The 26558-nt window shown below is 71.5% G+C and carries 24 protein-coding genes; 17 read left to right on the top strand and 7 right to left on the bottom strand.

Going from position 1 to position 26558, the window contains the following annotated elements; translation table 11 throughout:
- Positions 1-20: 20 nt before the first annotated feature.
- Both JMF97_RS02165 and ilvD read right to left on the bottom strand, forming a co-directional pair.
- Positions 21-1124 (bottom strand): DUF4037 domain-containing protein, encoded by a 1104-nt coding sequence (locus tag JMF97_RS02165; RefSeq protein WP_203219968.1) that lies wholly within the window; start codon positions 1122-1124, stop codon positions 21-23.
- Between the two features lie 22 nt (positions 1125-1146).
- Complete coding sequence (gene ilvD / locus JMF97_RS02160) at positions 1147-2994, bottom strand: dihydroxy-acid dehydratase (RefSeq protein WP_203219967.1); 1848 nt, start codon at positions 2992-2994, stop codon at positions 1147-1149.
- Positions 2995-3104: 110 nt separating this feature from the next.
- On the opposite strand from ilvD, the gene JMF97_RS02155 reads away from it, so the two are divergent.
- The 5 genes from JMF97_RS02155 (at position 3105) to serA (ending at position 11043) form a co-directional block, all read left to right on the top strand.
- A complete protein-coding gene (locus tag JMF97_RS02155; protein ID WP_307816733.1) occupies positions 3105-5450 on the top strand; it encodes a putative bifunctional diguanylate cyclase/phosphodiesterase in 2346 nt (781 codons plus the stop codon).
- A gap of 226 nt (positions 5451-5676) precedes the next feature.
- Positions 5677-7539 carry an acetolactate synthase large subunit gene (locus JMF97_RS02150; protein WP_203219966.1) on the top strand — a complete coding sequence of 621 codons (1863 nt, stop codon included), beginning with the start codon at positions 5677-5679 and terminating at the stop codon, positions 7537-7539.
- Complete coding sequence (ilvN, locus tag JMF97_RS02145) at positions 7539-8054, top strand: acetolactate synthase small subunit (protein WP_203219965.1); 516 nt, start codon at positions 7539-7541, stop codon at positions 8052-8054. Before JMF97_RS02150 ends, ilvN begins: the two co-directional genes overlap by 1 nt.
- Positions 8055-8132: 78 nt before the next feature.
- On the top strand, positions 8133-9146 hold the full coding sequence (ilvC, locus tag JMF97_RS02140) for a ketol-acid reductoisomerase (protein ID WP_013732030.1): 1014 nt from the start codon (positions 8133-8135) through the stop codon (positions 9144-9146).
- Between the two features lie 298 nt (positions 9147-9444).
- On the top strand, positions 9445-11043 hold the full coding sequence (gene serA / locus JMF97_RS02135) for a phosphoglycerate dehydrogenase (RefSeq protein ID WP_203219964.1): 1599 nt from the start codon (positions 9445-9447) through the stop codon (positions 11041-11043).
- 84 nt (positions 11044-11127) lie between these two features.
- Here serA and JMF97_RS02130 read toward each other — a convergent pair whose 3' ends face one another.
- Complete coding sequence (locus JMF97_RS02130) at positions 11128-11487, bottom strand: hypothetical protein (RefSeq protein ID WP_203219963.1); 360 nt, start codon at positions 11485-11487, stop codon at positions 11128-11130.
- Between the two features lie 347 nt (positions 11488-11834).
- Entirely contained in the window at positions 11835-12680 is an 846-nt protein-coding gene (locus JMF97_RS02125; protein ID WP_203219962.1) for an FAD:protein FMN transferase, read from the bottom strand.
- Between the two features lie 220 nt (positions 12681-12900).
- On the opposite strand from JMF97_RS02125, the gene JMF97_RS02120 reads away from it, so the two are divergent.
- Both JMF97_RS02120 and JMF97_RS02115 read left to right on the top strand, forming a co-directional pair.
- Entirely contained in the window at positions 12901-13932 is a 1032-nt protein-coding gene (locus JMF97_RS02120) for a 3-isopropylmalate dehydrogenase (protein ID WP_203219961.1), read from the top strand.
- 189 nt (positions 13933-14121) lie between these two features.
- Positions 14122-15219 carry a branched-chain amino acid aminotransferase gene (locus JMF97_RS02115; RefSeq protein WP_203219960.1) on the top strand — a complete coding sequence of 366 codons (1098 nt, stop codon included), beginning with the start codon at positions 14122-14124 and terminating at the stop codon, positions 15217-15219.
- Between the two features lie 48 nt (positions 15220-15267).
- Here JMF97_RS02115 and JMF97_RS02110 read toward each other — a convergent pair whose 3' ends face one another.
- Together JMF97_RS02110 and JMF97_RS02105 are read right to left on the bottom strand one after the other, a co-directional pair.
- Positions 15268-16038, bottom strand: coding sequence for a tyrosine-protein phosphatase (locus tag JMF97_RS02110; protein ID WP_203220293.1), 771 nt, complete (start codon positions 16036-16038; stop codon positions 15268-15270).
- Between the two features lie 40 nt (positions 16039-16078).
- A complete protein-coding gene (locus JMF97_RS02105; protein ID WP_203219959.1) occupies positions 16079-16537 on the bottom strand; it encodes a PRC-barrel domain-containing protein in 459 nt (152 codons plus the stop codon).
- A 303-nt stretch (positions 16538-16840) separates the two neighbouring features.
- Here JMF97_RS02105 and cimA point away from each other — a divergent pair, with 303 nt between their 5' ends.
- Positions 16841-18418 carry a citramalate synthase gene (gene cimA / locus JMF97_RS02100; RefSeq protein ID WP_203219958.1) on the top strand — a complete coding sequence of 526 codons (1578 nt, stop codon included), beginning with the start codon at positions 16841-16843 and terminating at the stop codon, positions 18416-18418.
- On the opposite strand, the gene JMF97_RS02095 is transcribed toward cimA, so the two are convergent.
- Entirely contained in the window at positions 18397-19386 is a 990-nt protein-coding gene (locus JMF97_RS02095; RefSeq protein WP_203219957.1) for an endonuclease/exonuclease/phosphatase family protein, read from the bottom strand. The genes cimA and JMF97_RS02095 overlap by 22 nt on opposite strands.
- Positions 19387-19389: 3 nt before the next feature.
- Between JMF97_RS02095 and JMF97_RS02090 the strand changes: the two genes are divergently transcribed.
- From JMF97_RS02090 to JMF97_RS02050, 9 genes are all read left to right on the top strand, one after another.
- Positions 19390-19548: a hypothetical protein gene (locus JMF97_RS02090; RefSeq protein ID WP_203219956.1), complete on the top strand. Its 159-nt coding sequence runs from the start codon at positions 19390-19392 to the stop codon at positions 19546-19548.
- A gap of 215 nt (positions 19549-19763) precedes the next feature.
- Positions 19764-20258 (top strand): hypothetical protein, encoded by a 495-nt coding sequence (locus tag JMF97_RS02085; protein WP_203219955.1) that lies wholly within the window; start codon positions 19764-19766, stop codon positions 20256-20258.
- Between the two features lie 211 nt (positions 20259-20469).
- Positions 20470-21519, top strand: coding sequence for an AAA family ATPase (locus tag JMF97_RS02080; RefSeq protein WP_203219954.1), 1050 nt, complete (start codon positions 20470-20472; stop codon positions 21517-21519).
- Positions 21519-22532 (top strand): DUF58 domain-containing protein, encoded by a 1014-nt coding sequence (locus JMF97_RS02075; protein WP_203219953.1) that lies wholly within the window; start codon positions 21519-21521, stop codon positions 22530-22532. Before JMF97_RS02080 ends, JMF97_RS02075 begins: the two co-directional genes overlap by 1 nt.
- Complete coding sequence (locus JMF97_RS02070) at positions 22529-23488, top strand: VWA domain-containing protein (RefSeq protein ID WP_013732043.1); 960 nt, start codon at positions 22529-22531, stop codon at positions 23486-23488. Before JMF97_RS02075 ends, JMF97_RS02070 begins: the two co-directional genes overlap by 4 nt.
- A gap of 97 nt (positions 23489-23585) precedes the next feature.
- On the top strand, positions 23586-24431 hold the full coding sequence (locus tag JMF97_RS02065) for a S1C family serine protease (protein WP_203219952.1): 846 nt from the start codon (positions 23586-23588) through the stop codon (positions 24429-24431).
- Between the two features lie 110 nt (positions 24432-24541).
- Complete coding sequence (locus tag JMF97_RS02060) at positions 24542-24838, top strand: hypothetical protein (protein WP_203219951.1); 297 nt, start codon at positions 24542-24544, stop codon at positions 24836-24838.
- 9 nt (positions 24839-24847) lie between these two features.
- A complete protein-coding gene (gene arfB / locus JMF97_RS02055; RefSeq protein ID WP_203219950.1) occupies positions 24848-25273 on the top strand; it encodes an alternative ribosome rescue aminoacyl-tRNA hydrolase ArfB in 426 nt (141 codons plus the stop codon).
- Positions 25274-25389: 116 nt separating this feature from the next.
- Positions 25390-26544, top strand: a complete 1155-nt coding sequence (locus JMF97_RS02050; protein ID WP_203219949.1) for a cellulose binding domain-containing protein — start codon at positions 25390-25392, stop codon at positions 26542-26544.
- Positions 26545-26558: the final 14 nt, after the last annotated feature.

Raw genomic sequence — 26558 nt, 5'->3', positions numbered from 1 at the left:
CGACGATCGTGCTGTCGGGCTCAGGGTGCGCGCGGTCCGTACAGCGCGTCGGTGACCGCGCGGGCCCGGTCGGCCACACCGAGGACGTCGGTGCTGTCCACGAACTGGTCCACGCCGCCGACGTGCCGCGGCAGCGTCGACACCTCCGGGTCGGTGATCGCCCGGTGGGTGACGTCGGCGAAGCGGTCCGCGGCCAGCACCCGCAACGGTCGATCGTGGAACGGACGCACCGTGGGCTCGACCGGGTCACAGAGGCCGAGGTCGTTGTGCGCGCGGGCGAGATGTTCGTACGCGGCGCAGAGCGCGTCCTCACGGTGCGGCCAGTCCGCGGCGGTGACGGCGGCGGTGAGCAGCGGTTGCAGCGTCGGGGCGCAGCGCAGCCGGGCGAACGCCGTACCCAGCCATTTGGCGTAGGGCGGGTAGCGACGTTCGACGAGCAGCGCCAGGCGCATCAGATCGCGGACCAGCCGGGCGGTGACCAGCCGGGAGCCGAGGTCGTCGCCGACCTCCGCGCAGCGGCCCGGGAAGGCTTCCTCCTGAGCGATGCGCCGCCACTGGCCGGCCAGCAGGTATCGCCAGACGTCGTCGGGATACCAGGCCAGCGCGGCACGCAGGGGTTCCAGTTGGCCGAGCCCGTCGTGGAAGACCGTTCCCGAGGTGACCTCCAGCAGCCGCTGGGTGGGCACGGCCAGCCACTCGCGGGCGGGCATGCCGTGGCGTGGGTCGGCGCCGAGGTACGTGGCGAGCCAGGTGTCGAGGTCGAGCACCTCGATGCGGTGCGCGATCGGGGCGTCGCCGGCCGGTTGCAGCGTGCGCGAGCGTCCCGGTTCGGGTGGGCTGAAGTTGGTGCTCCAGCCCCGCACCGAGGAGGGCAGCCGCTCGGCGAGCACGCCGACGAGGTCGTCGGCGTGCCGCCGGGCGTCCGTGGGCGCCAGGAACAGCAGCAGGCGCGGTCCCCAGTCGTGGTCGGTCGAGCGGGCGGTGTCGTAGCCGAGCACGTCCGAACCCGGGCCCAGCAGCGCCGCCGAGTGCACGAGCCGAGGGAAGGCGACGTCGAGGATCGGCCGTACCGCGTCGTGGTACGTGCTCGCCGCCAGGGACAGACCGGGGACGAACGCCGGCACCCGCACCGCCTTCGTGGCTAACTCACTCGGGGACGCGCCGGTACGCGCCGTCGCTGGCCGAGGTGGCCATCGAGGCGTACGCGCGCAGCGCCGCGGAGACCGGGCGTTGCCGGTCGACCGGAGTGTACGGGCGGTCCCGCTTCTCCTGGGCGACCCGTCGGGCGTCCAGCACGTCGGCCGGCACGTTCAGCTCGATCGACCGGTTCGGGATGTCGATGACGATCTCGTCGCCGGGCTCCACCAGCGCGATCAGCCCACCCGCGGCGGCCTCGGGGGAGGCGTGGCCGATGGACAAGCCCGAGGTGCCACCGGAGAACCGGCCGTCGGTGAGCAGCGCGCAGGCCCGGCCCAGCCCTCGGCCCTTGAGGAACGAGGTGGGGTAGAGCATCTCCTGCATGCCGGGGCCGCCCTTGGGGCCCTCGTAGCGGATCACCACCACGTCCCCGGCGACGATCTCCTTGGCCAGGATGGCGGTCACCGCGTCGTCCTGCGACTCGTACACCTTCGCCGGGCCGCGGAAGGTCAGGCACTCCTCGGGCACCCCGGCGGTCTTCACCACGCAGCCGTCCGGCGCCAGGTTGCCGTAGAGGATGGCCAACCCGCCGTCGGCGCTGTACGCGTGCTCCCGGGACCGGATGCAGCCCTCGGCGGCGTCGGTGTCCAGGGTGGACCAGCGGTTGGTGGTGGAGAACGGCTCGGTGGTGCGCACCCCGCCCGGTGCGGCGTGGAACAGCTCGATCGCCTCGGGGGTGGCCGAGCCGCCGCGCACGTCCCAGTCGGCCAGCCAGCCGTCCAGGGTGGGGGAGTGCACCGCGTGCACGTCCCGGCGCAGCAGGCCGGCGCGGTCCAGTTCGCCGAGGATGGCCGGGATGCCACCGGCCCGGTGCACGTCCTCCATGTGGTACTGCGGGGAGTTCGGGGCGACCTTGGCCAGGCAGGGCACCCGCCGGGAGATCGCGTCGATGTCGGCGACGGTGAAGTCCAGTTCGGCCTCGCGGGCGGCGGCCAGCAGGTGCAGGATCGTGTTCGTCGAGCCGCCCATCGCCACGTCCAGGGCGACGGCGTTCTCGAACGCGGCGCGGGAGGCCACCACCCGGGGCAGCACCGAGTCGTCGTCCTGCTCGTACCACCGCTTGGCGATGTCCACGACGGTGCGGCCGGCCTCGACGAACAGCGACCGCCGCGCGGCGTGGGTGGCCAGCGTCGAACCGTTGCCGGGCAGCGCCAGCCCGATCGCCTCGGTGAGGCAGTTCATTGAATTCGCGGTGAACATGCCCGAGCAGGAGCCGCAGGTCGGGCAGGCGGAACGCTCGATCTCGCCGAGTTGGTCGTCGGTGACCGCCTCGTTGGAGGAGGCGATCATCGCGTCGATCAGGTCGATCTTGGAGTGGACGATGCCCTCGATGGCCACCGTCTTGCCGGCCTCCATCGGGCCGCCGGAGACGAAGACGGTCGGGATGTTGAGCCGCAGCGCGGCCAGCAGCATGCCCGGAGTGATCTTGTCGCAGTTGGAGATGCAGACCAGGGCGTCGGCGCAGTGCGCGTTGACCATGTACTCCACCGCGTCGGCGATCAACTCCCGGCTGGGCAGGGAGTAGAGCATGCCGCCGTGACCCATGGCGATGCCGTCGTCGACCGCGATCGTGTTGAACTCCCGGCCCACCCCGCCGGCCTCGGCCACCGCGTCGGCCACCAGGCCGCCCATGTCCTTGAGGTGTACGTGACCCGGGACGAACTGGGTGAAACTGTTCGCGATGGCGACGATCGGCTTGCCGAAATCGTCGTCGGTCATCCCGGTGGCCCGCCACAGGGCCCGGGCACCGGCCATCGTCCGACCGTGCGTGGAGGTCTTCGACCGCAGCTCAGGCATGTGTACCAGTCTGACACCGGCGAACCGGCGACGGGCAGGCGCGCGCACTGTGTCCCAACAGATGCACACCGGATCCCCACGGACGGCGGTGATCCGGCAAAGTTGAGACCGTGCACACACCCCCGGGCATGATCGGCGCCGCGGTGCTGAGCGCGTTGGTCGCCATCGTGGCCGGTGTGTTGCTGGCCGCCGCCGCCCGGCGTCGTAGTGGCCCCCATCGGCAGGCGTACGTGCTGTTCACCGGCGCGGCGGCGGTGTCCCTGGTCACCCTGCTGCTGGCCGCCGCCGGTGCGCTGAGCGCGAGTGAACACTGGGCGCACGAGCAGCCGCAACGCACCAGTTGGGCGAGTGCGGTCGCCGTGGGCACCGCGGTGAGCGGCCTGCTGTTCTGTGCCGGCCTGCTCCGGATGCCCGGGGTGGCCGGTTCGGTCGGCGCGGCCGCCCGGCTCGCGCTGGACAGCGTCGTCGTGGGCGCCGCGCTGTGGTTCGTCGGCTGGGTGCTGCTCTCCGAGCCGACCAGAGTGCTCGGCGACGTCACCCCGATGGCCTGCCCGGCGATCCTGCTCGCCTCGATCAGCGCGGCGCTGTGCAGCGGCCTCGCCATCATCCTGGTGCTGCGGGCCCGACCGCCGCGCCGTGGCCTCGCCGTGCTGGGCGCCGGCATCTCCGTGGCGACCAGCGGTGGCCTCGGCGTGGCGACCGGGCTCTGTCAGGTCGGTCCCGCGATGACCTCGATGAGCCTGGTGGTGCTCGCCGTGGGCCTGCTGACCGCCGCGGTGGCGATGAGCCGCATCGACCCGGCCGGGCAGCTCACCACCGACGTGATCCGCCACGACGGCGAGTACGCGTTCGTCCCGATGGCCGCGATGGCCGGCTCGGCGATGTACCACCTCCTCCAGGACGGCCGGTTCGACGCACTGGGCATCGTCGCCGGCAGCGTGGAGGGTTTCGCCCTGGTCGCCCGGCAACACCTCACGCTGCACCAGGTCCGGGCGTACGCCCGGCGGCTCGCCGAGCGGGAGGCGCACTTCCGGCAACTCGCGCACACCGATGCGTTGACCGGGTTGGCCAACCGGCGCGGGCTGCTGCGGGCGCTGCACCGGTGCGCGGAGGCGGGCACCCCCTGCATGCTGCTCAGCCTGGACCTGGACGGCTTCAAGAACGTCAACGACATGCGCGGCCACGACGTCGGTGACGCGGTGCTGGTCGAGGTCGGCCAGCGGCTGCGAGCCAACCTGCGCCCCGGCGACCTCGCCGCCCGCCTCGGCGGGGACGAGTTCGCGGTGCTGATGCACGGTGGGCCGGCCGAGGCGGGGGCGGTCGCCGAGCGGCTGCTGAAGGTGCTGGGCGGGGCCTACCCGCAGCCCGAGGGTCCGGTCTTCTGCTCGGTCAGCATCGGCCTGGCGACCTGGGCGGACACCCTGGACGTCGAACTGCTGCTGCGGCACGCCGATCTGGCGCTGCGCTACGCCAAGCAGCGGGGCAAGAACCGGATCGAGCGCTACGACGGCGCGTACGACCGGCTGCTGCGTCGGCGGACCACGCTGGAGCACGAGTTGCGCGGCGCGATCGGCCGCAACGAGCTGCGGCTGGTCTTCCAGCCGGTGGCCTCCCTGCCGTCGGTGCGCCCGGTCGGCGCGGAGGCGCTGCTGCGCTGGACCCACCCGGAGCTCGGCAACGTCCGGCCGGACGAGTTCATCCCGCTGGCCGAGGAGTCCGGGATCATCGCCGAACTCGGTGCCTGGGTGCTGCACGAGGCCTGTCGTCAACTGTCCCGGTGGCTCGCCGAGGGGCACGACGTCTGGGTGTCGGTAAACGTCTCACCGCGCGAACTGCACGCCCCCACCTACGTGGTCCAGGTGGCCGAGGCGCTGCGTACCCACCACGTCCCGCCGCAGCGGCTGGTGCTGGAGGTCACCGAGCACGCGGTCGCCACCGATCTGGACGAGCTGATCCGCCGGCTGACCGCGCTGCGGCGCACCGGTGTGCGGATCGCCCTAGACGACTTCGGCGCCGGCTACTCCTCGCTGGGGCAGCTGCGCCGGCTCCCGATCGACATTCTCAAGATCGACCACGGGTTGGTGGCCGAGCACGAGCCGGTCCGGCCGGTCGGGCGCGACGGCCCGGCCTTCGCGCCCATGGTCGACATCGTCATGCGGCTGGGTCACCAGTTCGGCCTGGAGGTCATCGCCGAGGGGGTCACCACGCCCACCGAACTGGCCGCCGTGGTGGCCGCCGGCTGCCGCTTCGGGCAGGGCGCGTTGTTCGGCTGGGGAGTACCGGCCGAGCACCTGGAGGCGATGCTGGAGGCGGCCACCTCGCCGGGGGCCCGACCGGCACGGCCGGGGAATCCGGCATCCGGGCCGACGCCGGCGCCGAGGGTCGGAAACGGCACATCAGAGCACGTCAAGCCGGGTGCAGGGGGCCTTTCGGGGGGTGGCACGCCACGTCCGTGAACCAAAATGTGGGATCAGTTGACTCATCGCATGAGATGCGTCAGTCTTGAGCCATGTCGTACCGGTCGCTGCGAGTACTTATCTGAGCGCACTCTCCCTGTCTGAGAGTGCGCTGGCCCCGTGCATCTGGCACGAGGGCTTTTTTGTTGCCGTCGACCCATCGCCCGCGGCTCGTCCGCGAGCACAGTGTGAGCAGCCCAACCAACTCCAGCCGAAGGCAATCGCCATGACGAGACCCACACCAGAGACGCTCGCCCACTCCGTCCGGCGCGCCCGTGGCTCCGCCGAGACCACGGGTGACAACGACCACACCCGCGCCGCCGCCACGGCCCCGGCGGTACGCCCCGCTCAGGTCTCCGGAGCCGGCTCGCTGGTGCGCTCCCTGGAGGCGCTCGGCGTCGACGTCGTCTTCGGTATCCCCGGCGGCGCGATCCTGCCGGCGTACGACCCGTTGTACGACTCGACCGTCCGGCACATCCTGGTCCGGCACGAGCAGGGCGCCGGCCACGCGGCGACCGGCTACGCGCAGGCCACCGGCCGGGTCGGCGTCTGCATCGCGACCTCCGGCCCGGGCGCGACCAACCTGGTCACCCCGATCGCCGACGCGTACATGGACTCGGTGCCGTTGGTGGCGATCACCGGCCAGGTGGCCCGGCCCGCCATCGGCACGGACGCCTTCCAGGAGGCGGACATCCAGGGCATCACGCTGCCGATCACCAAGCACAACTTCCTGGTGCAGAACGCCAGCGAGATCCCCCGCATCCTGGCCGAGGCGTTCCACCTGGCCTCGACCGGTCGGCCCGGCCCGGTCCTGGTGGACATCCCCAAGGACGTCCTGCAGGCGGAGACCACCTTCGCCTGGCCGCCCACCCTGGATCTGCCCGGCTACCGGCCGACCATGCACCCGCACGGCAAGCAGATCCGGGAGGCGGCCCGGCTGATGACCACCGCCCGCCGCCCGGTGCTCTACGTCGGCGGTGGCGTGCTCAAGGCCGGCGCCACCGAGGGGCTGCGCCGGCTGGCCGAGCTGACCGGCATCCCGGTGGTGACCACCCTGATGGCGCTCGGCGCGTTCCCCGACTCGCACCGGCAGCACCTGGGCATGCCCGGCATGCACGGCACGGTCGCCGCGGTCTACGGGCTGCAGAAGGCCGACCTGATCGTGGCGCTCGGCGCCCGGTTCGACGACCGGGTCACCGGCAAGCTGGACTCGTTCGCCCCGGACGCCACGGTGGTGCACGCCGACATCGACCCGGCCGAGATCGGCAAGAACCGGCACGCCGACGTGCCGATCGTCGGTGACGCCCGGTACGTCATCGACGAGCTGCTCGCGGCGGTCACCGCCGAGCGGGCGGCCGGACGGGTCGCCGAGCTCGGCGACTGGTGGACGCAGCTGGACGACCTGCGCGCGCGTTACCCGCTGGGCTACGAGGAGCCCTCCGACGGCACCCTCTCCCCGCAGTACGTGATCAAGCGGTTGGGCGAGATCGCCGGATCGGACGCGATCTACGTCGCCGGTGTCGGCCAGCACCAGATGTGGGCCTCCCAGTTCATCTCGTACGAGAAGCCGCAGACCTGGCTGAACTCCGGCGGCCTCGGCACCATGGGGTACGCGGTGCCGGCGGCGATGGGCGCCAAGGTCGGCAGGCCCGACACGGTGGTCTGGGGCATCGACGGCGACGGCTGCTTCCAGATGACCAACCAGGAGCTGGCCACCTGCGCGCTGGAGGGCATCCCGGTCAAGATTGCCGTGATCAACAACGGCAACCTCGGCATGGTCCGCCAGTGGCAGACCCTGTTCTACGGTGAGCGCTACTCCAACACCGACCTGGGCACCCACAAGCACCGCATTCCGGACTTCGTCAAGCTGGCCGAGGCGCTCGGCTGCGTCGGCCTGCGGTGCGAGACCGCCGAGGACGTCGACAAGACGATCGAGGCGGCGATGTCCATCAACGACGCACCGGTGGTCATCGACTTCGTGGTCGGCAAGGACGCGATGGTCTGGCCGATGGTCGCCGCCGGTACCAGCAACGACGAGATCATGTTCGCCCGCGGCGTCCGCCCGACCTTCGACGAGGACGATATCTAATGACCATGCACACGCTGTCCGTGTTGGTGGAGAACAAGCCGGGCGTGCTGGCCCGGGTCTCCGGGCTGTTCTCCCGGCGCGGCTTCAACATCGACAGTCTCGCGGTCGGCGAGACCGAGAACCCGGACGTCTCGCGGATCACCATCGTGGTCAACGCCGACTCCTCGCCGCTGGAGCAGGTCACCAAGCAGCTCAACAAGCTGGTCAACGTACTCAAGATCGTCGAGCTGGACCCGTCGACCTCGGTTGCCCGTGAGTTGCTGCTGGTGAAGGTGCGCGCCGACCGTAACGCCCGGGGGCAGGTCCTGGAGACGGTCAGCCTGTTCCGGGCCCGGGTGGTCGACGTGGCCGCGGACACGCTCACCATCGAGGCCACCGGCACCCCCGACAAACTCGACGCGCTGCTGCGCGACCTTGAGTCGTTCGGCATCAAGGAAATGGTCCAGTCGGGCCTGGTCGCGATCGGGCGCGGTCCGCGTGCGATCACCGCCGGCCCGGCCCTGCGGGCCGCCTGATCACCACCGGTCGGCCTGCGGGCCGGGCGTAACCACAGCCACGACGGGCCGCATCGGCCGCCGTACGAAAGGGAAGTCATGAGCGTTGAGGTGTACTACGACGACGACGCCGACCTGGGCCTGATCCAGGCGAAGAAGGTCGCCGTGATCGGGTACGGCAGCCAGGGCCACGCCCACGCGCTGTCGCTGCGCGACTCGGGTGTCGACGTGGTGATCGGTCTGCCCGAGGGTTCGAAGAGCCGGCCGAAGGCCGAGGAGCAGGGCCTGCGGGTGCTCACCCCGGCCGACGCGGCGGCCGAGGCCGACGTGATCATGATCCTCGCCCCGGACACCGCGCAGCGCCACATCTACGCCGAGTCGATCGCGCCGAACCTCAGCGCGGGCAAGGCGCTGTTCTTCGGGCACGGGTTCAACATCCGCTACGGCCTGATCAAGCCGCCGGCCGACGTGGACGTGGCGATGGTCGCCCCGAAGGGCCCCGGCCACCTGGTCCGCCGGCAGTACGTCGACGGCAAGGGCGTGCCCTGCCTGGTCGCCGTCGAGCAGGACGCCAGCGGCACCGCCCTCGCGCTGGCCCTGTCGTACGCCAAGGGCATCGGCGGCACCCGGGCGGGCGCCATCAAGACCACCTTCACCGAGGAGACCGAGACCGACCTCTTCGGCGAGCAGGCGGTGCTCTGCGGTGGTGCGGCGGCGCTGGTGCAGACCGGTTTCGAGGTGCTCACCGAGGCCGGCTACGCCCCCGAGGTGGCCTACTTCGAGTGCCTGCACGAGCTGAAGCTGATCGTGGACCTGATGTACGAGGGCGGCATCGCCCGGATGCGGTACAGCGTCTCCGACACCGCCGAGTACGGCGACCTGTCCCGGGGCCCGCGGGTCATCGACAGCCGGGTCAAGGACGAGATGCGCAAGATCCTCGGTGAGATCCAGAACGGCGAGTTCGCTCGCGAGTGGGTGGCCGAGGACGAGGCCGGCCGGCCGAACTTCAGCAAGTGGCAGGCCGAGGGCGCGGCTCACCCGATCGAGGAGACCGGCGCCAAGCTGCGCGGCATGATGAGCTGGGTGGACCGTCCGATCACCGAGACCGCCTGAGGTCTCGTCGGCGCACTGAGAGCAGTCTCACCCCAACGGCACCCGCACCCGGCGTTCTCCCCGACGCCGGGTGCGGGTGCCGTGCTGTGAGCGGCCGGACAACGGCGTTAACACGCACGTCACGTCCGGTTTGTGAGGGCACTCACCCCGTACTGCGGGGTATGTGGGGCGGCCGGGCCCCTACGATCGCGGGTAGGTGTTCCAGGCCGCTGCACCTGACGGCCATGGCCCAGCCCACGCCGGGCGCAGCGCCGCGTCCAGCGCTGGCCGACCGCTCTGACGACATCTACGAGGACCAATGACTCCTGTCGTACTGATCGCCGAAGAACTCGCTCCTGCCGCAATCGAGGTGCTCGCCCACGACTTCGACGTCCGGCACGTCGACGGCACCGACCGTCCGGCTCTGCTCTCCGCACTCGCCGAGGCCGACGCCGTCATCGTCCGCAGCGCCACCCAGATTGACGCCGAGGCGATCGCCGCCGCACCCCGGCTGAAGGTCGTGGCCCGGGCGGGCGTGGGTCTGGACAACGTCGAGGTGCCGGCCGCCACCGCGCGGGGCGTCATGGTCGTCAACGCCCCCACCTCCAACATCGTCTCCGCGGCCGAGCAGGCCGTCGCGCTGCTGCTCGCGGTCGCCCGCAACACCGCCTCCGCCAGCGCCGCCCTCAAGGCGGGGGAGTGGAAGCGGTCGAAGTACACCGGCGTGGAGCTGCAGGGCAAGACCGTGGGCGTCGTCGGCCTGGGCCGCATCGGCGTGCTCTTCGCGTCCCGCATCGCCGCGTTCGGCACCCGGCTGATCGCGTACGACCCGTACATCCAGCCCGCCCGGGCCGCGCAGCTCGGCGTACGCCTGGTGGGCCTGGAGGAACTGCTGCGGGAGAGCGACTTCATCTCCATCCACCTGCCGAAGACCCCGGAGACCGTGGGCCTGATCGGTGAGAAGGAGCTGTCGATCGTCAAGCCGGGCGTACGGATCATCAACGCCGCCCGCGGCGGGCTGGTCGACGAGCAGGCGCTCGCCAACGCGCTGGCCGAGGGCCGGGTCGCCGGTGCCGGGGTGGACGTCTACGCCAAGGAGCCGTGCACCTCCTCGCCGCTGTTCGCCTTCGACAACGTGGTGGCCACCCCGCACCTGGGCGCCTCCACCGCCGAGGCACAGGACAAGGCCGGTCTGGCCGTGGCCAAGAGCGTGAAGCTGGCGTTGCAGGGCGAGTTCGTGCCGGACGCGGTGAACGTGCAGGCCGGTGGCGTGGTCGCCGAGGACGTACGCCCGCTGCTGCCGCTGGCCGAGAAGCTCGGCCGGGCCTTCACCGCGGTCGCCGGCGGCGTCGCCGCCAGCGTCACCGTCGAGGTACGCGGTGAGATCGTCAACCACGACGTGTCGGTGCTCAAGCTCGCCGCCACCAAGGGCCTGTTCAGCTCCGTGGTGGAGGAGCAGGTGACCTACGTCAACGCGCCGCACCTGGCCGCCCAGCGTGGCGTGGAGGTGGCGCTGACCACCCAGGCCGAGACCGTGGAGCACCCGATCCTGGTCACCGTGCGCGGCGCCCTGCCCGACGGTCGTACGGTCAGCGTCTCCGGCACGGTGACCCACGCCGGCACCCGGGACGTCATCAAGCTGACCGAGGTGGACGGCTTCGACGTGGAGATCGGGGCGGAGGGCATTCTGCTCTTCCTCCGCTACGCCGACCGTCCGGGCGTGGTCGGCACCGTCGGCACGCTGCTCGGCGAGGCCGGCATCAACATCGCGGCGATGCAGGTGGCCCGTCGGGAGGCCGGCGGCGAGACGCTGATGACCCTCACCGTCGACCAGGCGCTCGGCGCCGACCTGCTCACCTCGGCGGCCGACTCGATCGGTGCGGTCTCGGCCAGCGCGGCGGACCTGCGCGACGAGTAACCGTTTCACGCACACGGCGACCAGGGGCCCGGCTTCGGCCGGGCCCCTGGTCGTATCCGTCTCAGTTGTGCGGGGGCGGGCTGGTCAGCCGGGCAGCCGGGCGGCCGGCGGCGGATAGACCGAGCCGTCCTGGGCGTCGAACAGCATCAGCCGGTGCTCTCCGGCCAGTCGTTCGATGTCGAGCAGCACCTGGTCCGCGCAGGCCGGATCGAGATTCAACTCGACATGGTCGGCTGCCGCGTGCAGTGGTGCCACCGCCCAGGGGCTACCCGCCACCGCCGGCCGGTCGGGATAGCTGGCGGTGATCGCCCGGTAGAAGGCGACCACCCGTGGATCCGGTTGGCGCTGGCCGTGCTGGCCCTCCCGGCACCGCTGCACCGCCGCTCGCACGTCCTCAGGCGTCGCCCCGTCGGCCAGGGCCCACACGCTCAGATCGAAACTCACGGCCGACAGCGTGCCATCCGCGATTCACCTTGTCGAAAACGCCCCTACCACAAGGCGTCCGGCGAGTCGACCGGACTGGGTGGATGGTCCCCTGTGGAACCCTTGCCGGGAAACGCGCGGATTCGCTAGCGTACCGATGCGGTTTCTGGCAGCTCGCGACGCGGCCCGTCTTCGGGTGGCGAGGTCGATGTCCCGGCCGGCCAGCCCGCACCCCTCGATTGCGTGAGCCATGCGCATTCGTCGTCGACCGGCCTCCACAGCCGTTGCCGCGGCCGTGGAGGCCGATCGCTGCTCTCCACGGTGGACGCGCCCGCGAGGATGCCGGGACCGGCGGCACCGGTAAGAGTTCAGTGGTGGTTGGCGATCAGGGCGCGGTAGTCCGATCCGGAGCGGAACCAGTTCAGCCCGCTCGGGCCGGCGGCGTACAGCGCGGTGGCGTAGGCGTCGGCGACCGCGAGATTCGGGCCCACCACGGTGGCGGCCACCATCTGGTCGGCCGGTTCGCCGGTGTGCGGGTCCACCACGTGCCCGCGCCGGCCGGTGACCCCGGACGTGCCGATCGCGCCCGCCGTCATCTCCAGCATCAGTGGCGGCCGGCGGCGGTCGGTCGGATGGTGCACGGCCACCCGCCACGGGCCGCCGTGCCCGGCGTGACCGCGTACCACCAGGTCGGCGCCGGTCAGCACGGCGTAGTCCTGGACGCCGGCGGCGCGGAGCCGGGCCGCGGCCCGCTCGACCGCCCACCCGCCTAGCAGGCCACCGGGGTCGAATCCGCCGGGCACCGCCCAGGCGTCGAACCAGCCGTCGGTGGCGGCCCGCATGGCGCTGCACCGGTCCACCAGGTCCGCCAGCGGCGGGTAGGACTCGGGGCTGATCTCGCCCCGGCGCAGCCGGGACACCAGACTCTCCGGACGGTTCGGACCGTAGGTGAGGTCGATCGCCCGTAGTTCGGCCACCGCGTCGCGGAGCGCGTCGCCGACGCCGCGCCGACCGAGCCAGGCCGGTGCGTTGAGCAGCAGGGTGTAGTCGGCGGTCGAGGTGCGAACCGTGTGGCGCACGGTGAGTCGGTCGTCGACGGCCGGGCCGGCGCGGTCAGGGCACGGTTCGCGGGTGCCCAGGCGCAGGTCGGGCCGGCGGTACCGGAACGCCGCCGGGTCGACCCAGCGGGTACGTGGCTGCTCGTCGGTCCACATCGCGTCCGCCCCTTCCTCGACGACCGGCCACCCCCTCGTGGTGGTCGTCCGGACCTGCCCAGCCCGTCGGGCTCACGTTAGGGACCGCAGATGACGGCAGCGTGAGCGAACGCTGAGAAGCTGCTGTGTGTGTCTCGTATCCCGAAAAGTGGAACACTCGTACCGGGGGGCGGGACGGCGGCGTACCGTCTAGCCGATACGAGCGAAGGAGCTGACGGACGTGGCACGCATCGCGGTGGTGGCCGGGGACGGGATCGGACCCGAGGTGGTCGCGGAGGCCCGCAAGGTCATCGATGCGGCCCTGCCCGGGGTCGAGGCAACCGAGTACGACCTCGGTGCGGCACGTTACCACCGCACCGGCGAGGTGCTGCCGGACTCGGTGTTGACCGAGCTGGCCGGGCACGACGCCATCCTGCTCGGCGCGGTCGGCGACCCCACCGTCCCGCCCGGCGTGCTGGAGCGGGGCCTGCTGCTCAAGCTGCGCTTCTCCTTCGACCAGTACGTCAACCTCCGGCCGTCGCGGCTCTGGCCCGGTGTGACCAGCCCGCTGGCCACGGTCAAGCCCGGCGAGGTCGACCTGGTGGTCGTCCGCGAGGGCACCGAGGGGCTGTACGCCGGCGCCGGTGGCACGCTGCACCGCGACACCCCGGCCGAGGTGGCCACCGAGGAGAGCCTGAACACCCGACACGGGGTGGAGCGGGTCGTCCGCGACGCCTTCGCCCGGGCCGGCCGCCGCGAACGGCGCAAGGTGACCCTGGTGCACAAGACCAACGTGCTCACCCACGCCGGCTCGCTGTGGGCTCGTGCCTTCGAGGCGGTCGCCGCCGAGTACCCGGACGTGAGCACCGAGTACCAGCACGTCGACGCCGCCGCGATGTTCCTGGTGACCCAGCCCCAGCGCTACGACGTGGTGGTCACCGACAACCTCTTCGGTGACATCCTCACCGACATCGCCGCCGCGGTCACCGGCGGGATCGGCCTGGCCGCCAGCGGCAGCATCAACCCCGACGGCACCTACCCGTCGATGTTCGAGCCGGTACACGGCTCCGCGCCGGACATCGCCGGGCGTGGGCTGGCCGACCCGGTCGCCGCCGTACTCTCCGCCGCGTTGCTGCTCGACCAGCTCGGGCACGCCGACGCCGCAGCCAGGATCACCGCCGCGGTCGGCGCGGAACTGGCCGCCCGTACCCCGGGCGAGGCGGTACGCACCGCCGAGGTGGGCGACCGGATCGCCGCCCAGGTAGCGGCCTGACTCCGACCGACCGTCGTAACCGGCGGTAGCGGATCGCGACCTGTCGAACGGTCGCCTCGAAGCGGGAACCCGACGGTGCCACCGACCGGTGCGCCTACCCGCTGAACGACCGTTCGGGGTAAGTTTCTGGCACATATCTTTGCGGCGTGCGGTCGGCGCATGCCGTCATCCCCCAGGGAGGTCAGCGCGATGAGCGGTGGTGACAAGCTCGACTTCGAGATCCGTCCGAATCCCGCGCCGGTATCCGCCGCCGACCGGGACGCACTGCTGGCCAACCCCGGGTTCGGCCGGGTCTTCACCGACCACATGGTCACCATCCGCTACGCCGACGGCAAGGGCTGGTACGACGCCCGGGTCGAGGCGCGGGGCCCGATCCCGATGGATCCCGCCAGCGCGGTGCTGCACTACGCGCAGGAGATCTTCGAGGGGATGAAGGCGTACCGCACGGCCGACGGCGGGGTGACGATGTTCCGGCCGTACGCCAACGCGGCCCGGTTCAACACCTCGGCCACCCGGATGGCCATGCCGACGCTGCCCGAGCAGACCTTCGTCGACTCGCTGCACCGACTGATCGAGATCGACCGGGAGTGGATTCCGGAGGGCGAGGACGGCAGCCTCTACCTGCGGCCGTTCATGTTCGCCAGCGAGGTCTTCCTCGGCGTCCGCCCGGCCAACGAATACCTTTACGCGGTGATCGCCTCGCCGGTGGGCGCGTACTTCTCCGGCGGGGTCAAGCCGGTGACGGTCTGGGTGTCGCCCGACTACACCCGCGCCGCCCCCGGCGGCACCGGCGCGGCGAAGTGCGGCGGCAACTACGCGGCCTCGCTTGCCGCCCAGGCCGAGGCCGCCGAGCACGGCTGTGAGCAGGTGGTCTTCCTCGACGCGGTGGAGCGCCGGTACGTCGACGAATTGGGCGGCATGAACGTCTTCTTCGTCTACGACGACGGCTCGGTGGTGACCCCACCGCTGACCGGCACGATCCTGCCCGGCATCACCCGGGAGTCGGTGCTCACCCTGGCATCGGCGGCCGGCCACACCGTGCAGGAGCGGCCGGTGAGCTTCGCCGACTGGCAGGCGGACGCGGTCAGCGGTCGGCTGCGTGAGGTCTTCGCCTGCGGCACCGCCGCGGTGATCACGCCCATCGGTCGGGTCCGCTTCCCGGACGGGGAGTTCACCATGGGCGGTGGCGAGCCCGGCACGGTCACCATGGCGCTGCGCCAGCAACTGGTCGACCTCCAGCGCGGCAAGGCCGCCGACCCCCACAACTGGGTGCACCGCGTCTTCTGAGTCGTACGACATGGGCCCCTGCTCGACGAGAGCAGGGGCCCATGTCCTTCAGCTGAGCAGGTGGGTGCGGAGCGCGGCGAGTTGCTCGTCGGTGACCCCGGCGTGGCGCAGGTAGTCGTCGACCGACCCGTACCCTTCCCGAATCTCGGCCAGGAACAGCAGCATCGTCTCGGCCGGCGAGGCCAGGTAGGCGGCGGGCAGCCGGGACAGGTTGGGGTAGGCGGTGGCGACCCAGGCGGCGAAACGCTGCGACGCCTCGCTGCTCAGCGCGTAGTCCGCAGCGATCTCGGCGTCGTCGACACCGAGCGCCGAGAGAGTGAGACCGCAGACGATGCCGGTGCGGTCCTTGCCCGCCACGCAGTGCACCACCACCGGCGCGTTGGCGCTGTCGGCGATCAGGCCGATCGCCTGGCCGATCCCGGTGGTGCCGGTACGGGCCAGGTCGGCGTACCGGTCGGCGAGGTAGCGGGCGAGATTCTGCTCCGGCTGGTACGGCTGGGTGGACCAGTCCGCGTGCTCGGGGTGGATGTGGCGGTAGGCCAGACCGTCGAGGTCGGGGACCCGCCCGTCGCGTTCGACCTCCTGCGGGCGGCGCAGGTCGACGACCGTGCGTACGCCGAGGGCGCTGAACGCGTCCCGGTCCGCGCCGTCCATCCGGTGCAGGGAGTCGGAGCGGTACAGCCGGCCGAAGGGCACCGTGCGTCCGTCCAGGCCGCGATAGCCGCCCACGTCGCGGAAGTTGAACATCGCGGTGAAGGGGATTCTGCGTCTGTCTTCGATCGCGTCCATCCGGACACGGTAACGGCCGGTGAGAGCCATTCCCACCGGCCGTTACACCGATTCAGTGCGTCAGACTGCCTCAGCGAAGACCGCCGGGCGGGGTCGCGGCGTAGGTGTCGTTGTAGTACCCGCCGAGCTTGTCCCGGTACGTCGGGTCGTTGATCGTGTCGTCGTACTCCGGCGCGGCCTTGATCTGGTCCTTGCTGCGGTCGACGTAGACCTTCTGCTCGTCGTGGTCGACGTGGTTGACCGTCCCGGCCGGCAGCATGACCTTCTTGCCGAAGATCCACGGCCCGGTGTCGACCACCAGGTAGCTGGCGTTGACCTCGCTGCTGTCGCTGTCGATCTTGCCGATCGAGCCGTCGGTGGCCTCGACCTTGTAGCCGATCAGGTTGGTGCCGGCGACCCCGGCCTCGTCGCGGTAGCTCCACGGGTCGAAGGCGCTGGTGGCGCCGCCGGTGGTGACCACGTCCCGGTCAACGGCGCGCAGCGCGGGGTCCGGCGTGGCGTTCGTGGTGTTCGGGTCGAGCCTGTCCATGGGATCTCTCCTGCCTCGACTTGATCAGTCGTCTCGGAGGTACGTGTTTCGTTGTCCCGAAAACTCCTACCCCGTACGACTCGGCCTACACCCGTGACACAGAATGAGACCGAACTCATCGTCCCGAGATGTGGATTCTGCCTCCCAGATCCGCTGCCGAGTGGCAGAGTGCAGAGCGTGAACAGCACCGCCCGCATTATTGGCAACTAGCGCGCCGGCCTTCCCTCCGCCGAGCGCGCAGACCTCCCGCACCCGCGGGGGGTCTTTTTGTTGCGCCGGCCGGTGCCAGATGAAGGGATCCCCATGACGTTCCAGGTCTACGACACGACCCTGCGCGACGGTGCCCAGCGCGAGGGGGTCAGCTACTCGGTGGTCGACAAGCTCGCCGTGGCGCGACTGCTCGACGAGTTCGGCGTCGGGTTCATCGAGGGTGGTTGGCCGGGCGCGGTGCCCAAGGACACCGAGTTCTTCCGCCGGGCCCGCACCGAGCTGGACCTGCGGCACGCGGTGCTTGTCGCCTTCGGTGCGACCCGCCGGGCCAACACGGTCGCCGCCGACGATCCCCAGGTGCGTGGCCTGCTGGACGCGCAGACCCCGGCGATCGCGCTGGTCGCCAAGGCCGACCTGCGACACGTCGAGCGGGCGCTGCGGACCACCGCCAAGGAGAACCTGGCGATGATCCACGACACGGTCACCCACCTGGTCGCCGAGGGCCGTCGGGTCTTCGTCGACGGGGAGCACTTCTACGACGGCTACCGCTACGACCCGGCGTACACGGCGTCGGTGGTGGAGACCGCGCTCGCCGCCGGCGCCGAGCGGTTCGTGCTCTGCGACACCAACGGCGGAATGCTGCCCTCGCAGGTCACGGCGGCCATCACCGACCTGACCGACCGCATCGGGGTGGCCCCCGAACTGCTCGGCATGCACGCCCAGAACGACACCGCCTGCGCGGTGGCCAACACCATCGCCGCCGTCGAGGCGGGCGTACGCCACGTGCAGGGCACCGCCAACGGGTACGGCGAGCGGCCGGGCAACGCCGACATCTTCGCGGTCGTTGCGAACCTTCAACTCAAGCTCGGGCTGCCGGTCCTACCGGAGGGCTGCCTGGAGCAGATGGTGCGGGTGTCCCACGCCATCGCTGAGATCGCCAACATCGCCCCCGACACCCACCAGGCGTACGCCGGGGCCGCAGCCTTCGCTCACAAGGCGGGACTGCACGCGAGTGCGATCAAGGTGGATCCGCTGCTCTACAACCACGTCGAACCCGAGGTGGTGGGCAACGACATGCGGATCCTCGTCACCGAGATGGCCGGCCGGGCCAGCATCGAGCTCAAGAGTCGCGAGCTCGGGCTGGATCTGGCCGGCCATCCGGAGGCGCTGTCCCGGGTCACCAACCGGGTCAAGGAGTTGGAGGCCGGCGGCTGGTCGTTCGAGGCGGCGGACGCCTCGTTCGAGCTGCTGGTCCGCTCCGAACTGCCGGACGCCGCGCCGGTACGGCCGTTCGCGCTGGAGTCGTACCGGGTGCTTGTCGAGCACCGCGAGGACGGCGCGGTGGTCTCCGAGGCGACGGTGAAGATCCGGGTACGCGGTGAGCGGGTGATCGCCACGGCGGAGGGCAACGGCCCGGTCAACGCCCTCGACGAGGCGCTGCGGGTCGGCCTGGGCCGCCACTACCCGGAGTTGCGGGACTTCGAGCTGGCCGACTACAAGGTGCGCATCCTGGAGGGCAGCCACGGCACCGGCGCGGTGACCCGGGTGCTTGTCGAGACGGCGGACGGCCGTGGCGGCGGCTGGACCACTGTCGGCGTGCACCCCAACGTGGTCGAGGCGAGCTGGCACGCGCTCGTCGACGCCCTCACCTACGGCCTCGGCAGGGCGTGAGGAAGGGCCAGTTCGGCCAGGATCATGCGGTGGTCGCTGCCGGGCAGCGGGTGGACGGTCACGTCGCGTACCGCGATGCGCCGGTCGACGAGCACGTGGTCGATCGTGACGGGCGGGATGCGGTCGCCGTCGTACGGCCCCCAGGTCCCGACGAGCCCGGCGCCGACCGCCGCGCCGGCGTCGACGTAGCCGGTACGCAGCAGCGCGCGTAGCGGCCCGTGGTCGAGGGTGGCGTTGAAGTCTCCGGCGAGGATGCTCAGCGCCCCCTGCGGGGTGGCCGGTGGTTGAGCGGCCAGGTCGGCGCGCCAGTAGCCGGTCTGGTCCACCGCGTACGGCGCCGCCGGGTGCGCCGACTCGACGCGTACCTCGGGTGCGCCCGGGACGGCGACCGTCGCGTACGCCTGGGTGAAACCCCAGCCACCGCGCAGCGTGCGGATGCCGCCGCCGCTGATCGGATGCCGGGCGTACAGGCCCGAGCCGGGCGTGCCCACCACCGGGTTGAGGTGCCGGTACGGCAGCAGCCGGTCGAGGCCGAGCCGGTCCAGTTCGGCCTGCGCCGACGGGGTGAACTCCTGCACGACCAGCACGTCGACCCGCTCGGTGCGGACCAGGTCGACCACTGCGGCCGGGTCGGCGGCGCCGGCCAGCAGGTTGGCGGTGAGCAGCCGTACCGTCGCGCCGGTGACCGCCGGCTGCGCCGACGGTAGCGCCCGGGGCACCACCACCGCGACCAGCGTCGTGGTGACCACCGCCGCGACCACCGCCGGCCAGCGGCGCCGCAGGGCGAGCGCGAGCAGCAGCGGCAGCAGAGTCCCGAGCAGCGCGTACGGCGTGAACGCCAGCAACTGCACAAGTGGCCCGCGGTCCAGGCCCGCCACTCGGGCGAGGGCCCAGCCGGCGCCCGGTGCCACGGCGAGCCAGCAGATCGTGGTGCCGATCCGTCGGCGTCCCGCGTCGGTGATCTTCACAGCGTGGAGGCTATCGGGTCGATGCCGCGCACGGTGCCGGCGAAAGAACGGCAGCGGGCGGTCCCGAACGAGCAGAGCAATTTCATGAATGAGCGATCCTTCGCTTTTCATTATTGCCCCGACGGTTTCATCCGGTTGATTCTGTCCATGATCGAACGTTGACCATTGGCGTTTTCCGGTGTTACGTTTCTGCTGGTCGGGCAGCATGTCGGGGGTGGTAATCCCAGGTCAGGCCCCATGTTCGCCACTATTTGGTCGGTCTGCTGAAGGCGCGGTCCCCGCCGGGATTTCGCCCATTGTCGCCCGCCTGGAGTCAGGCAATATCCGATCCCCATCTGGCGGGTCGGCCGCATCCCACGGTCACAAGGAGATTTGTCATGACCGGTTTTTTCCGACGTAAGGCGGCTGTGGTGGCGATCGCAGCCCTGGCGCTGGCCCTGGCCGGCGGCGGGATCGCTGCGGCGAAGCCCACGAACGGAGCAGTCGAGACGGCCGCCCGGGGTGGCCAGCAGCCGGCGGTCACCGCAGCGTCGCTGAAGAGCGCCAAGGCCGCGTTGGCCAAGGGCGACTCGATCGGCACCCAGGCGGTCGGCTTCTACGCCACGGTGGTCAACGGCAACGGCACCAAGGCGCGCGGTGACGGCGTGGTCATCAAGTACGGCGTCGGGCAGTACGAGGTGCAGTTCGGTTCCAACGTCACCGGCGGCGTCTACTTCGCCACGATCGGCCGGCCGGACGCGTGCTGCATCCCGGCGGGTGGGGAGGCCGTGGTGGCGGCTCGCCTGCAGACCCCCAACGGCGTCTTCATCCAGACGCGCAACTCCACCGGCAGCCCCGCCGACCTGCCGTTCCACCTCCTCGTGCACCGCTGATCCGCAGGTCGTACCCGTACCGTCGCCGGTCCCTCTCGTGGGGGCCGGCGACGGCGCGTGCCGTGCCCGGTTAACTCCTCGACGGTGCCGCCCGGTCGGGTCTGCGTGCTCCCGACCGGTCCAGGCCGTAACGGCGTTGCCGCGCGGTCTGGGTGTGCGAAGGCCGGAAATTCCGACGTTTGTCCGACGGTCGGCTCGGGAAGCAAGCACCGTGACGGACATCTCGGACACCATGGCCAGCCTGCCCAGCCCGGCCGATCCGGACGCGACCGCGGCCGAGCTGGAGCAGACGCTCAACGAGGTCAGACGGGTGATCGTCGGGCAGGATCAGCTCGTCGAACGCCTGCTCATCGCCCTGCTCGCCAACGGGCACTGCCTGCTGGAAGGCGTTCCCGGGGTGGCCAAGACACTTGCCGCGCAGACCCTCGCGACGGTCGTCGGCGGCACCTTCTCCCGGATCCAGTTCACCCCCGACCTGGTGCCCTCGGACATCGTCGGCACCCGCATCTACCGGGCCTCGAAGGAGAGCTTCGACGTCGAGCTCGGCCCGATCATGGCGAACCTGGTGCTGGCCGACGAGATCAACCGGGCTCCGGCGAAGGTGCAGTCGGCGCTGCTGGAGGCGATGGCCGAACGGCAGGTCTCGATCGGTGGACGCAGCTACCCGGTGCCGGAGCCCTTCCTCGTGCTGGCCACCCAGAACCCGATCGAGTCGGAGGGGGTCTACCAGCTGCCCGAGGCGCAGCGGGACCGCTTCCTCATGAAGATCGTCGTCGACTATCCGGACGGCGCTGACGAGTTGGCCATCCTCTACCGGATGAGCGCCGACCGTCCCCGGTCGCACCAGGTGCTGCGGCCGGACCGGTTGCGGGAACTCCAGCTGCGCGCCCGGCAGGTCTTCGTCCACCACGCCATCGCCGAGTACATCGTCCGGCTCATCCTGGCCACCCGCGACCCGGCCCGGTACGGCATGCCGGAGATCGCCCCCCTGCTCGCGTACGGTGCCAGCCCGCGCGCCACCCTCGGCCTGGTTGCCGCCGCGCGGGCCCAGGCCCTGCTCCGCGGCCGCGAGTACGTGCTGCCGGACGACGTCCGGGACCTGGCCGTGGACGTGCTGGCCCACCGGCTGGTGCTCTCCTTCGACGCGGTCGCCGACGGGATCAGCGCCGAGGCGGTGGTGCACCGACTGGTCGAGGTGGTGCCGCTGCCGAGGGTGGCCAACGGCCAGCCGGAGTACGTCGCCGATCTGGCGGCCGCGTGATGAGACGCGGGCGCGTCCCGGTGCCCGTAGCGGCGGACCCGACGCTCACCGACCTCACCCCGAACCAGCGGCTGCGTCGGCTCGAACTCACCGTCACCCGCCGCCTCGACGGCCTGCTGCACGGCGAGCGTCGCGGGCTGCTGCCCGGACCGGGCAGCGAACCCGCCGGCAGCCGCGAGTACCGGCCCGGTGAGGACGAGGTACGCCGGATGGACTGGTCGGTGACCGCCCGGACCACCGTCCCGCACGTGCGGGAGGTCGACGCCGACCGGGAGCTGACCACCTGGCTGCTGGTCGACGCCAGCCCCAGCATGGAGTACGGCACCGCCGAACTGGACAAGCGGGAACTGGCCGTGGCAGCGGTCGCCGCCATCGGCTTCCTGACCGCCGGGGCGGGAAACCGGCTCGGCGCACAGGTGCTCACCCCGTACGGGCTGCACCGGGTGCCGGCCCGGGGCGGACGCAGCCACCTGATCGGGCTGCTGCGCGGGCTGCTGGCCGCGCCCCGGCAGACCGGCGAGCCGGACGGCCACCGGCCGGCCGACGAGATCGACCTGTCCACGGCGTTGGCGGCGGTGCACCGGACGGCCCACCGGCGAGGTCTGGTGGTGGTGATCTCGGACTTCCTGGACGGGCTGCCCGACGATCCACACTCACCGGCCACCTGGGAACGTCCGCTGCGCCGGTTGTCCGTCCGGCATCAGGTGCTCGCGGTGGAGGTCGTCGATCCCCGCGAACTGGAACTGCCGGACGTCGGGCTGATCACGCTCGCCGACCCCGAGACCGGCCGGCGACGCGAGGTCTGGACCGGCGACCCGGGGCTGCGCGAACGGTACGCGGCAGCCGCCGCCGCGCAGCGGGACCAACTCCGGCAGGCGCTGCGCCGGGCCGGGGCGACCCACCTCGCGTTGCGTACCGACCGGGACTGGGCGGCGGACATCGTGCGGCACGTGCACACCCAGCGCCGGCTGGCCCTGGCACCGGCCGCACCGAGGCGGGGAGGCGCGGCATGATCTGGGAGTCGCCCATCCGGCTCTGGCTGCTGCTCGGGGTGGCCGCCCTGGCCGTGGCGTACCTGGTGGCGCAGCGCCGCCGCAGCCGGTACGCCGTCCGCTTCACCAACCTGCGCCTGCTCGACCGGGTGGCGCCCCAGCGCCCGACCTGGCGTCGACACCTGCCGGCCGGCCTCTTCCTGGCCATGCTGGCGTTGCTCGTGGTCGGCTTCGCCCGGCCGACGGCCGAGGTGCGGGTGCCCCGGGAACGCGCCACCGTGATGGTCGCCGTGGACGTCTCCACCTCGATGCTCGCCACCGACGTCGACCCGGATCGGCTCAGCGCCGCCAAGAGCGCCGCCCGGGACTTCGTCGACGGGCTGCCCAGGGAGTTCAACGTCGGACTGGTGGCCTTCGCCGGCAGCGCCGCCGTGCTGGTCCCGCCGAGCACCGACCGGGAGGCGCTGCACGACGGGATCCGACGCCTCGCCGAAGGCATCACCGGGGTGCAGGGTACGGCGATCGGGGAGGCGATCAGCACCTCGCTGGGCGCGGTCAAGGCGCTGGACGAGCAGGCCACCACGCAACCGCCGCCGGCCCGGATCATCGTGCTCTCCGACGGCGCGAACACCTCCGGCATGGATCCGATGGAGGCCGCCGCCGAGGCGGTCGCCTTCGAGGTGCCGGTGCACACCATCTCGTTCGGTACACCGGGTGGCTTCGTGGACCGGGGCGGGCGGCCGATCCAGGTGCCGGTGGACGGGGAGACGTTGCAGGCCGTGGCCGAGCAGACCGGGGGTGCCTTCCACCAGGCCGACACGAGCGACGAGTTGCATGCCGTCTACGACGACATCGGCAGTTCGGTGGGTTGGCGCAAGGAACGGCAGGACATCTCGGCCCGGTTCATCGGGCTCGGGTTGGTGTTCGCGATGGGCGCGGCGTTCGGCTCGATGCGCTGGTTTTCCCGCCTGCCCTGACCTGGCTTGACCGGTGTCGGTCGGCTCGACCGGGATCGGTCGGCGGGACCGGTGTCGGCCCGGGGCGGCAGCGGCCGCAGACGTGAGGAGCGTAGGTATGGCAGTGCAGACCGGACTGGGCGAGCCCCGTGGGCCCTGGTTCGTCTCGCCGGAATTCGACCCGTACGGCGGGGACGGGACGGGGCAGGCCGCCGGGACGCGCGACGGGGCGGCGTGGGGTTGGCGTCGCCGGCTGATGGCCGGGCTGGCGGTGCTGGCCCTGTCGACCGGCTCGGGGGCGGTGGCCGGCGGTTGGGTGGCCAGTCGGGGAATTCCCGAACCGGCCGCGGCGTCGGCCGCGCCGGTGCCGGCCGAACTGGTCACCGCCGCCGAGAAGACCGTGCCCGGGGTGGTGTCGGTGCTGGTGGGTGGGGCCACCGGTTCCGGCTTCGCCGTCGACTCCGAGCAGCACATCATCACCAACGACCACATCCTGGCCAAGGGGCGCGGTGGCCCGGTGACGGTGGAACTGCCGGACGGCCGCCGGTTCAGCGCCGAGGTGGTCGGTCGGGAGCCGGGCAGCGATCTCGCGGTGCTGAAGGTGCCGGCGTCTGCCGGGCTGGCGTCGCTGCCACTGGCCAAGCCGGGCTCGACCCGGGTCGGTGAGCCGGTGCTGGCCGTCGGGTCGCCGCTCGGGCTGTCCGGCACGGTCACCGCCGGGATCGTCAGCGCGCTCGACCGCCAGGTGCGCCTCGGGGACAACCGACACCGGGCGGTGCAGACCGACGCCTCGATCAACCCGGGCAACTCCGGTGGCCCGCTGGTCAACGCCCGAGGCGAGGTGGTCGGGGTGAACACCGCCATCGCCACCATCGACGGCAACGGCTCGATCGGCATCGGCTTCGCCATCCCCATCGAACAGGTGCAGCAGACCGCCGACACGATCATCGGCAAGGGCGGCTGAAATCACGGAGAGCGACTGTCCGATTACGGGGAGATCGGGCGAACTGTCGGATTCCGGCGATCGATGATCGGAGAATGGAAATATTACGCTGAGTATGGATACTGGCGTGGGTGGAGCGTCCTCTCATCGCGGTCCTCCTGCTGGTGGGCCTCATCATCGGAACTGGCGTGGGCTCGTCGTACGCCCGTGCCCGGCGGGGTTGGAACGACTACCAGACCGCCAAGAAGACCGTGCCCGGCGCCCGCCGTGCCGCCTGGTTGCTGATCAAAGTGGTCACCACGAAGATCGGGGTGATCCTGCTGCTGCTGATCGGGGCGGTCGCCTACGCCGCAGCCGGTGGCGAGGACGGGTCGGAGCCCGCGCCGCCGAACCCGAGCAGTACTCCCGACGAGCGGCCGGCGCGCTAGCCTCAGGGCGTGGACGACGGACTGCGGGTGACCGATCGGTGGGTCGTGCCCGCCGCCGAGTTGCGGGAGCGCTTCTCCCGGTCATCCGGGCCGGGCGGGCAGGGCGTCAACACCGCCGACTCCCGGGTGGAGCTGAGCTTCGACTTGGCCGGCTCGCCCAGCCTGCCGGAGTCGCTGCGGACCCGGGCGCTGGACCGGCTCGCCGGGCGGTTGGTCAACGGCGTGCTGACCATCGCCGCCAGCGAGCACCGGGCCCAGTTGGCCAACCGGGAGGCGGCCCGGGAGCGGTTGGTGGCGCTGCTGCGCGAGGCGGTCGCCCCACCACCACCTCCGCGTCGGCCGACCAGGCCGTCGCGGGGGGCCAAGGAGCGGCGGCTGGCCGACAAGAAGCGCCGTTCCCAGCGCAAGCGCGACCGCCGGGTGGACGGCGACTAGGCACACGGTGACATGGCAGCGCAAACATTGATGTTCTTTGTTTTTGTTGATTGAATGCGCGCGGGAGCGACCGGGCTGTCACACCACCAACGACACGTGACAGGAGTTCCACCACCATGCTCCGTAGGTCTCTGCGCAACGCCGCCGCCGGCTTCGCGGCCGTCGTCCTCACCGTCACCGCCTGGTCCGCGCCTCCGTCCTCGACCGCCCCCTCCAGCCAGTACGCCTCGCCGGTCGCCGCGACGGCAGCGCTCGCCGATCCGGTACGGATCATGCCGCTCGGCGACTCCATCACCGGCTCACCGGGCTGCTGGCGCGCACTGCTCTGGAACCGCCTCCAGTCCACCGGGCACACCGCCATCGACTTCGTCGGCACCCTCGGCCCGCAGGGCTGCGGTCAGCCGTACGACGGGGACAACGAGGGCCACGGCGGTTACCTGGCCACCAACGTGGCCAACCAGAACCTGCTGCCGGGCTGGCTGTCGGCGACCCGCCCGGACATCGTGCTCATGCACTTCGGCACCAACGACGTGTGGAGCAACATCGCCCCGACCACGATCCTCGCCGCCTACAGCAGGCTGGTGGATCAGATGCGCGCCAGCAACCCCACCATGCGCATCCTGGTCGCGAAGATCATCCCGATGGCGCCGAGCAGCTGCCCCGAGTGCGGCCAGCGGGCGGTGGCCCTCAACAACGCCATCGACGGCTGGGCGGCGGGCAAGACCACCACGCAGTCACCGATCGTCGTGGTGGACCAGTGGACCGGCTTCAACACCGCCACCGACACTTACGACGGGGTGCATCCCAACGCCGCCGGCGACCAGAAGATGTCCGACCGCTGGTATCCGGCCCTGGTGTCGGCCCTGACCGGCATCCCGACGCCGACGCCCACCCCCACGGTCACGCCGACGCCGACGGTCACGCCCACTCCGACGGTCACGCCGACGCCGACGGCGACCCCGCCGCCGGGCGGTTGCGTGGCGAGTTACCGTCTCGTCGGCCAGTGGCAGGGCGGATTCCAGGCGGAGGTGACGGTCAGCAACAACGGTGCGACCCCGCTCACCGGTTGGGTGGTACGGCTCGACTACACCGACGGTCAGCGGGTCAACCAGGCGTGGAGCGCCGAGGTGACCCAGACCGGCGCAGTGGTCACCGCGCGCAACGCCGCCTGGAACGGCACCCTGTCGCCCGGTGCGCAGACCACCTTCGGCTTCCTGGCCTCCGCCGGCAGCACCAACACCACGCCGACGGCCCACTGCTCCCGGTCATGACCACCGCTGCGGGG

Source organism: Micromonospora fiedleri, assembly GCF_016774385.1.
In the GTDB taxonomy this organism is placed as follows: Bacteria; Actinomycetota; Actinomycetes; order Mycobacteriales; family Micromonosporaceae; genus Micromonospora; species Micromonospora gifhornensis.
Note: the sequence above shows the minus strand (reverse complement) of the source record. Positions and strands in the feature narration are given on the sequence as shown.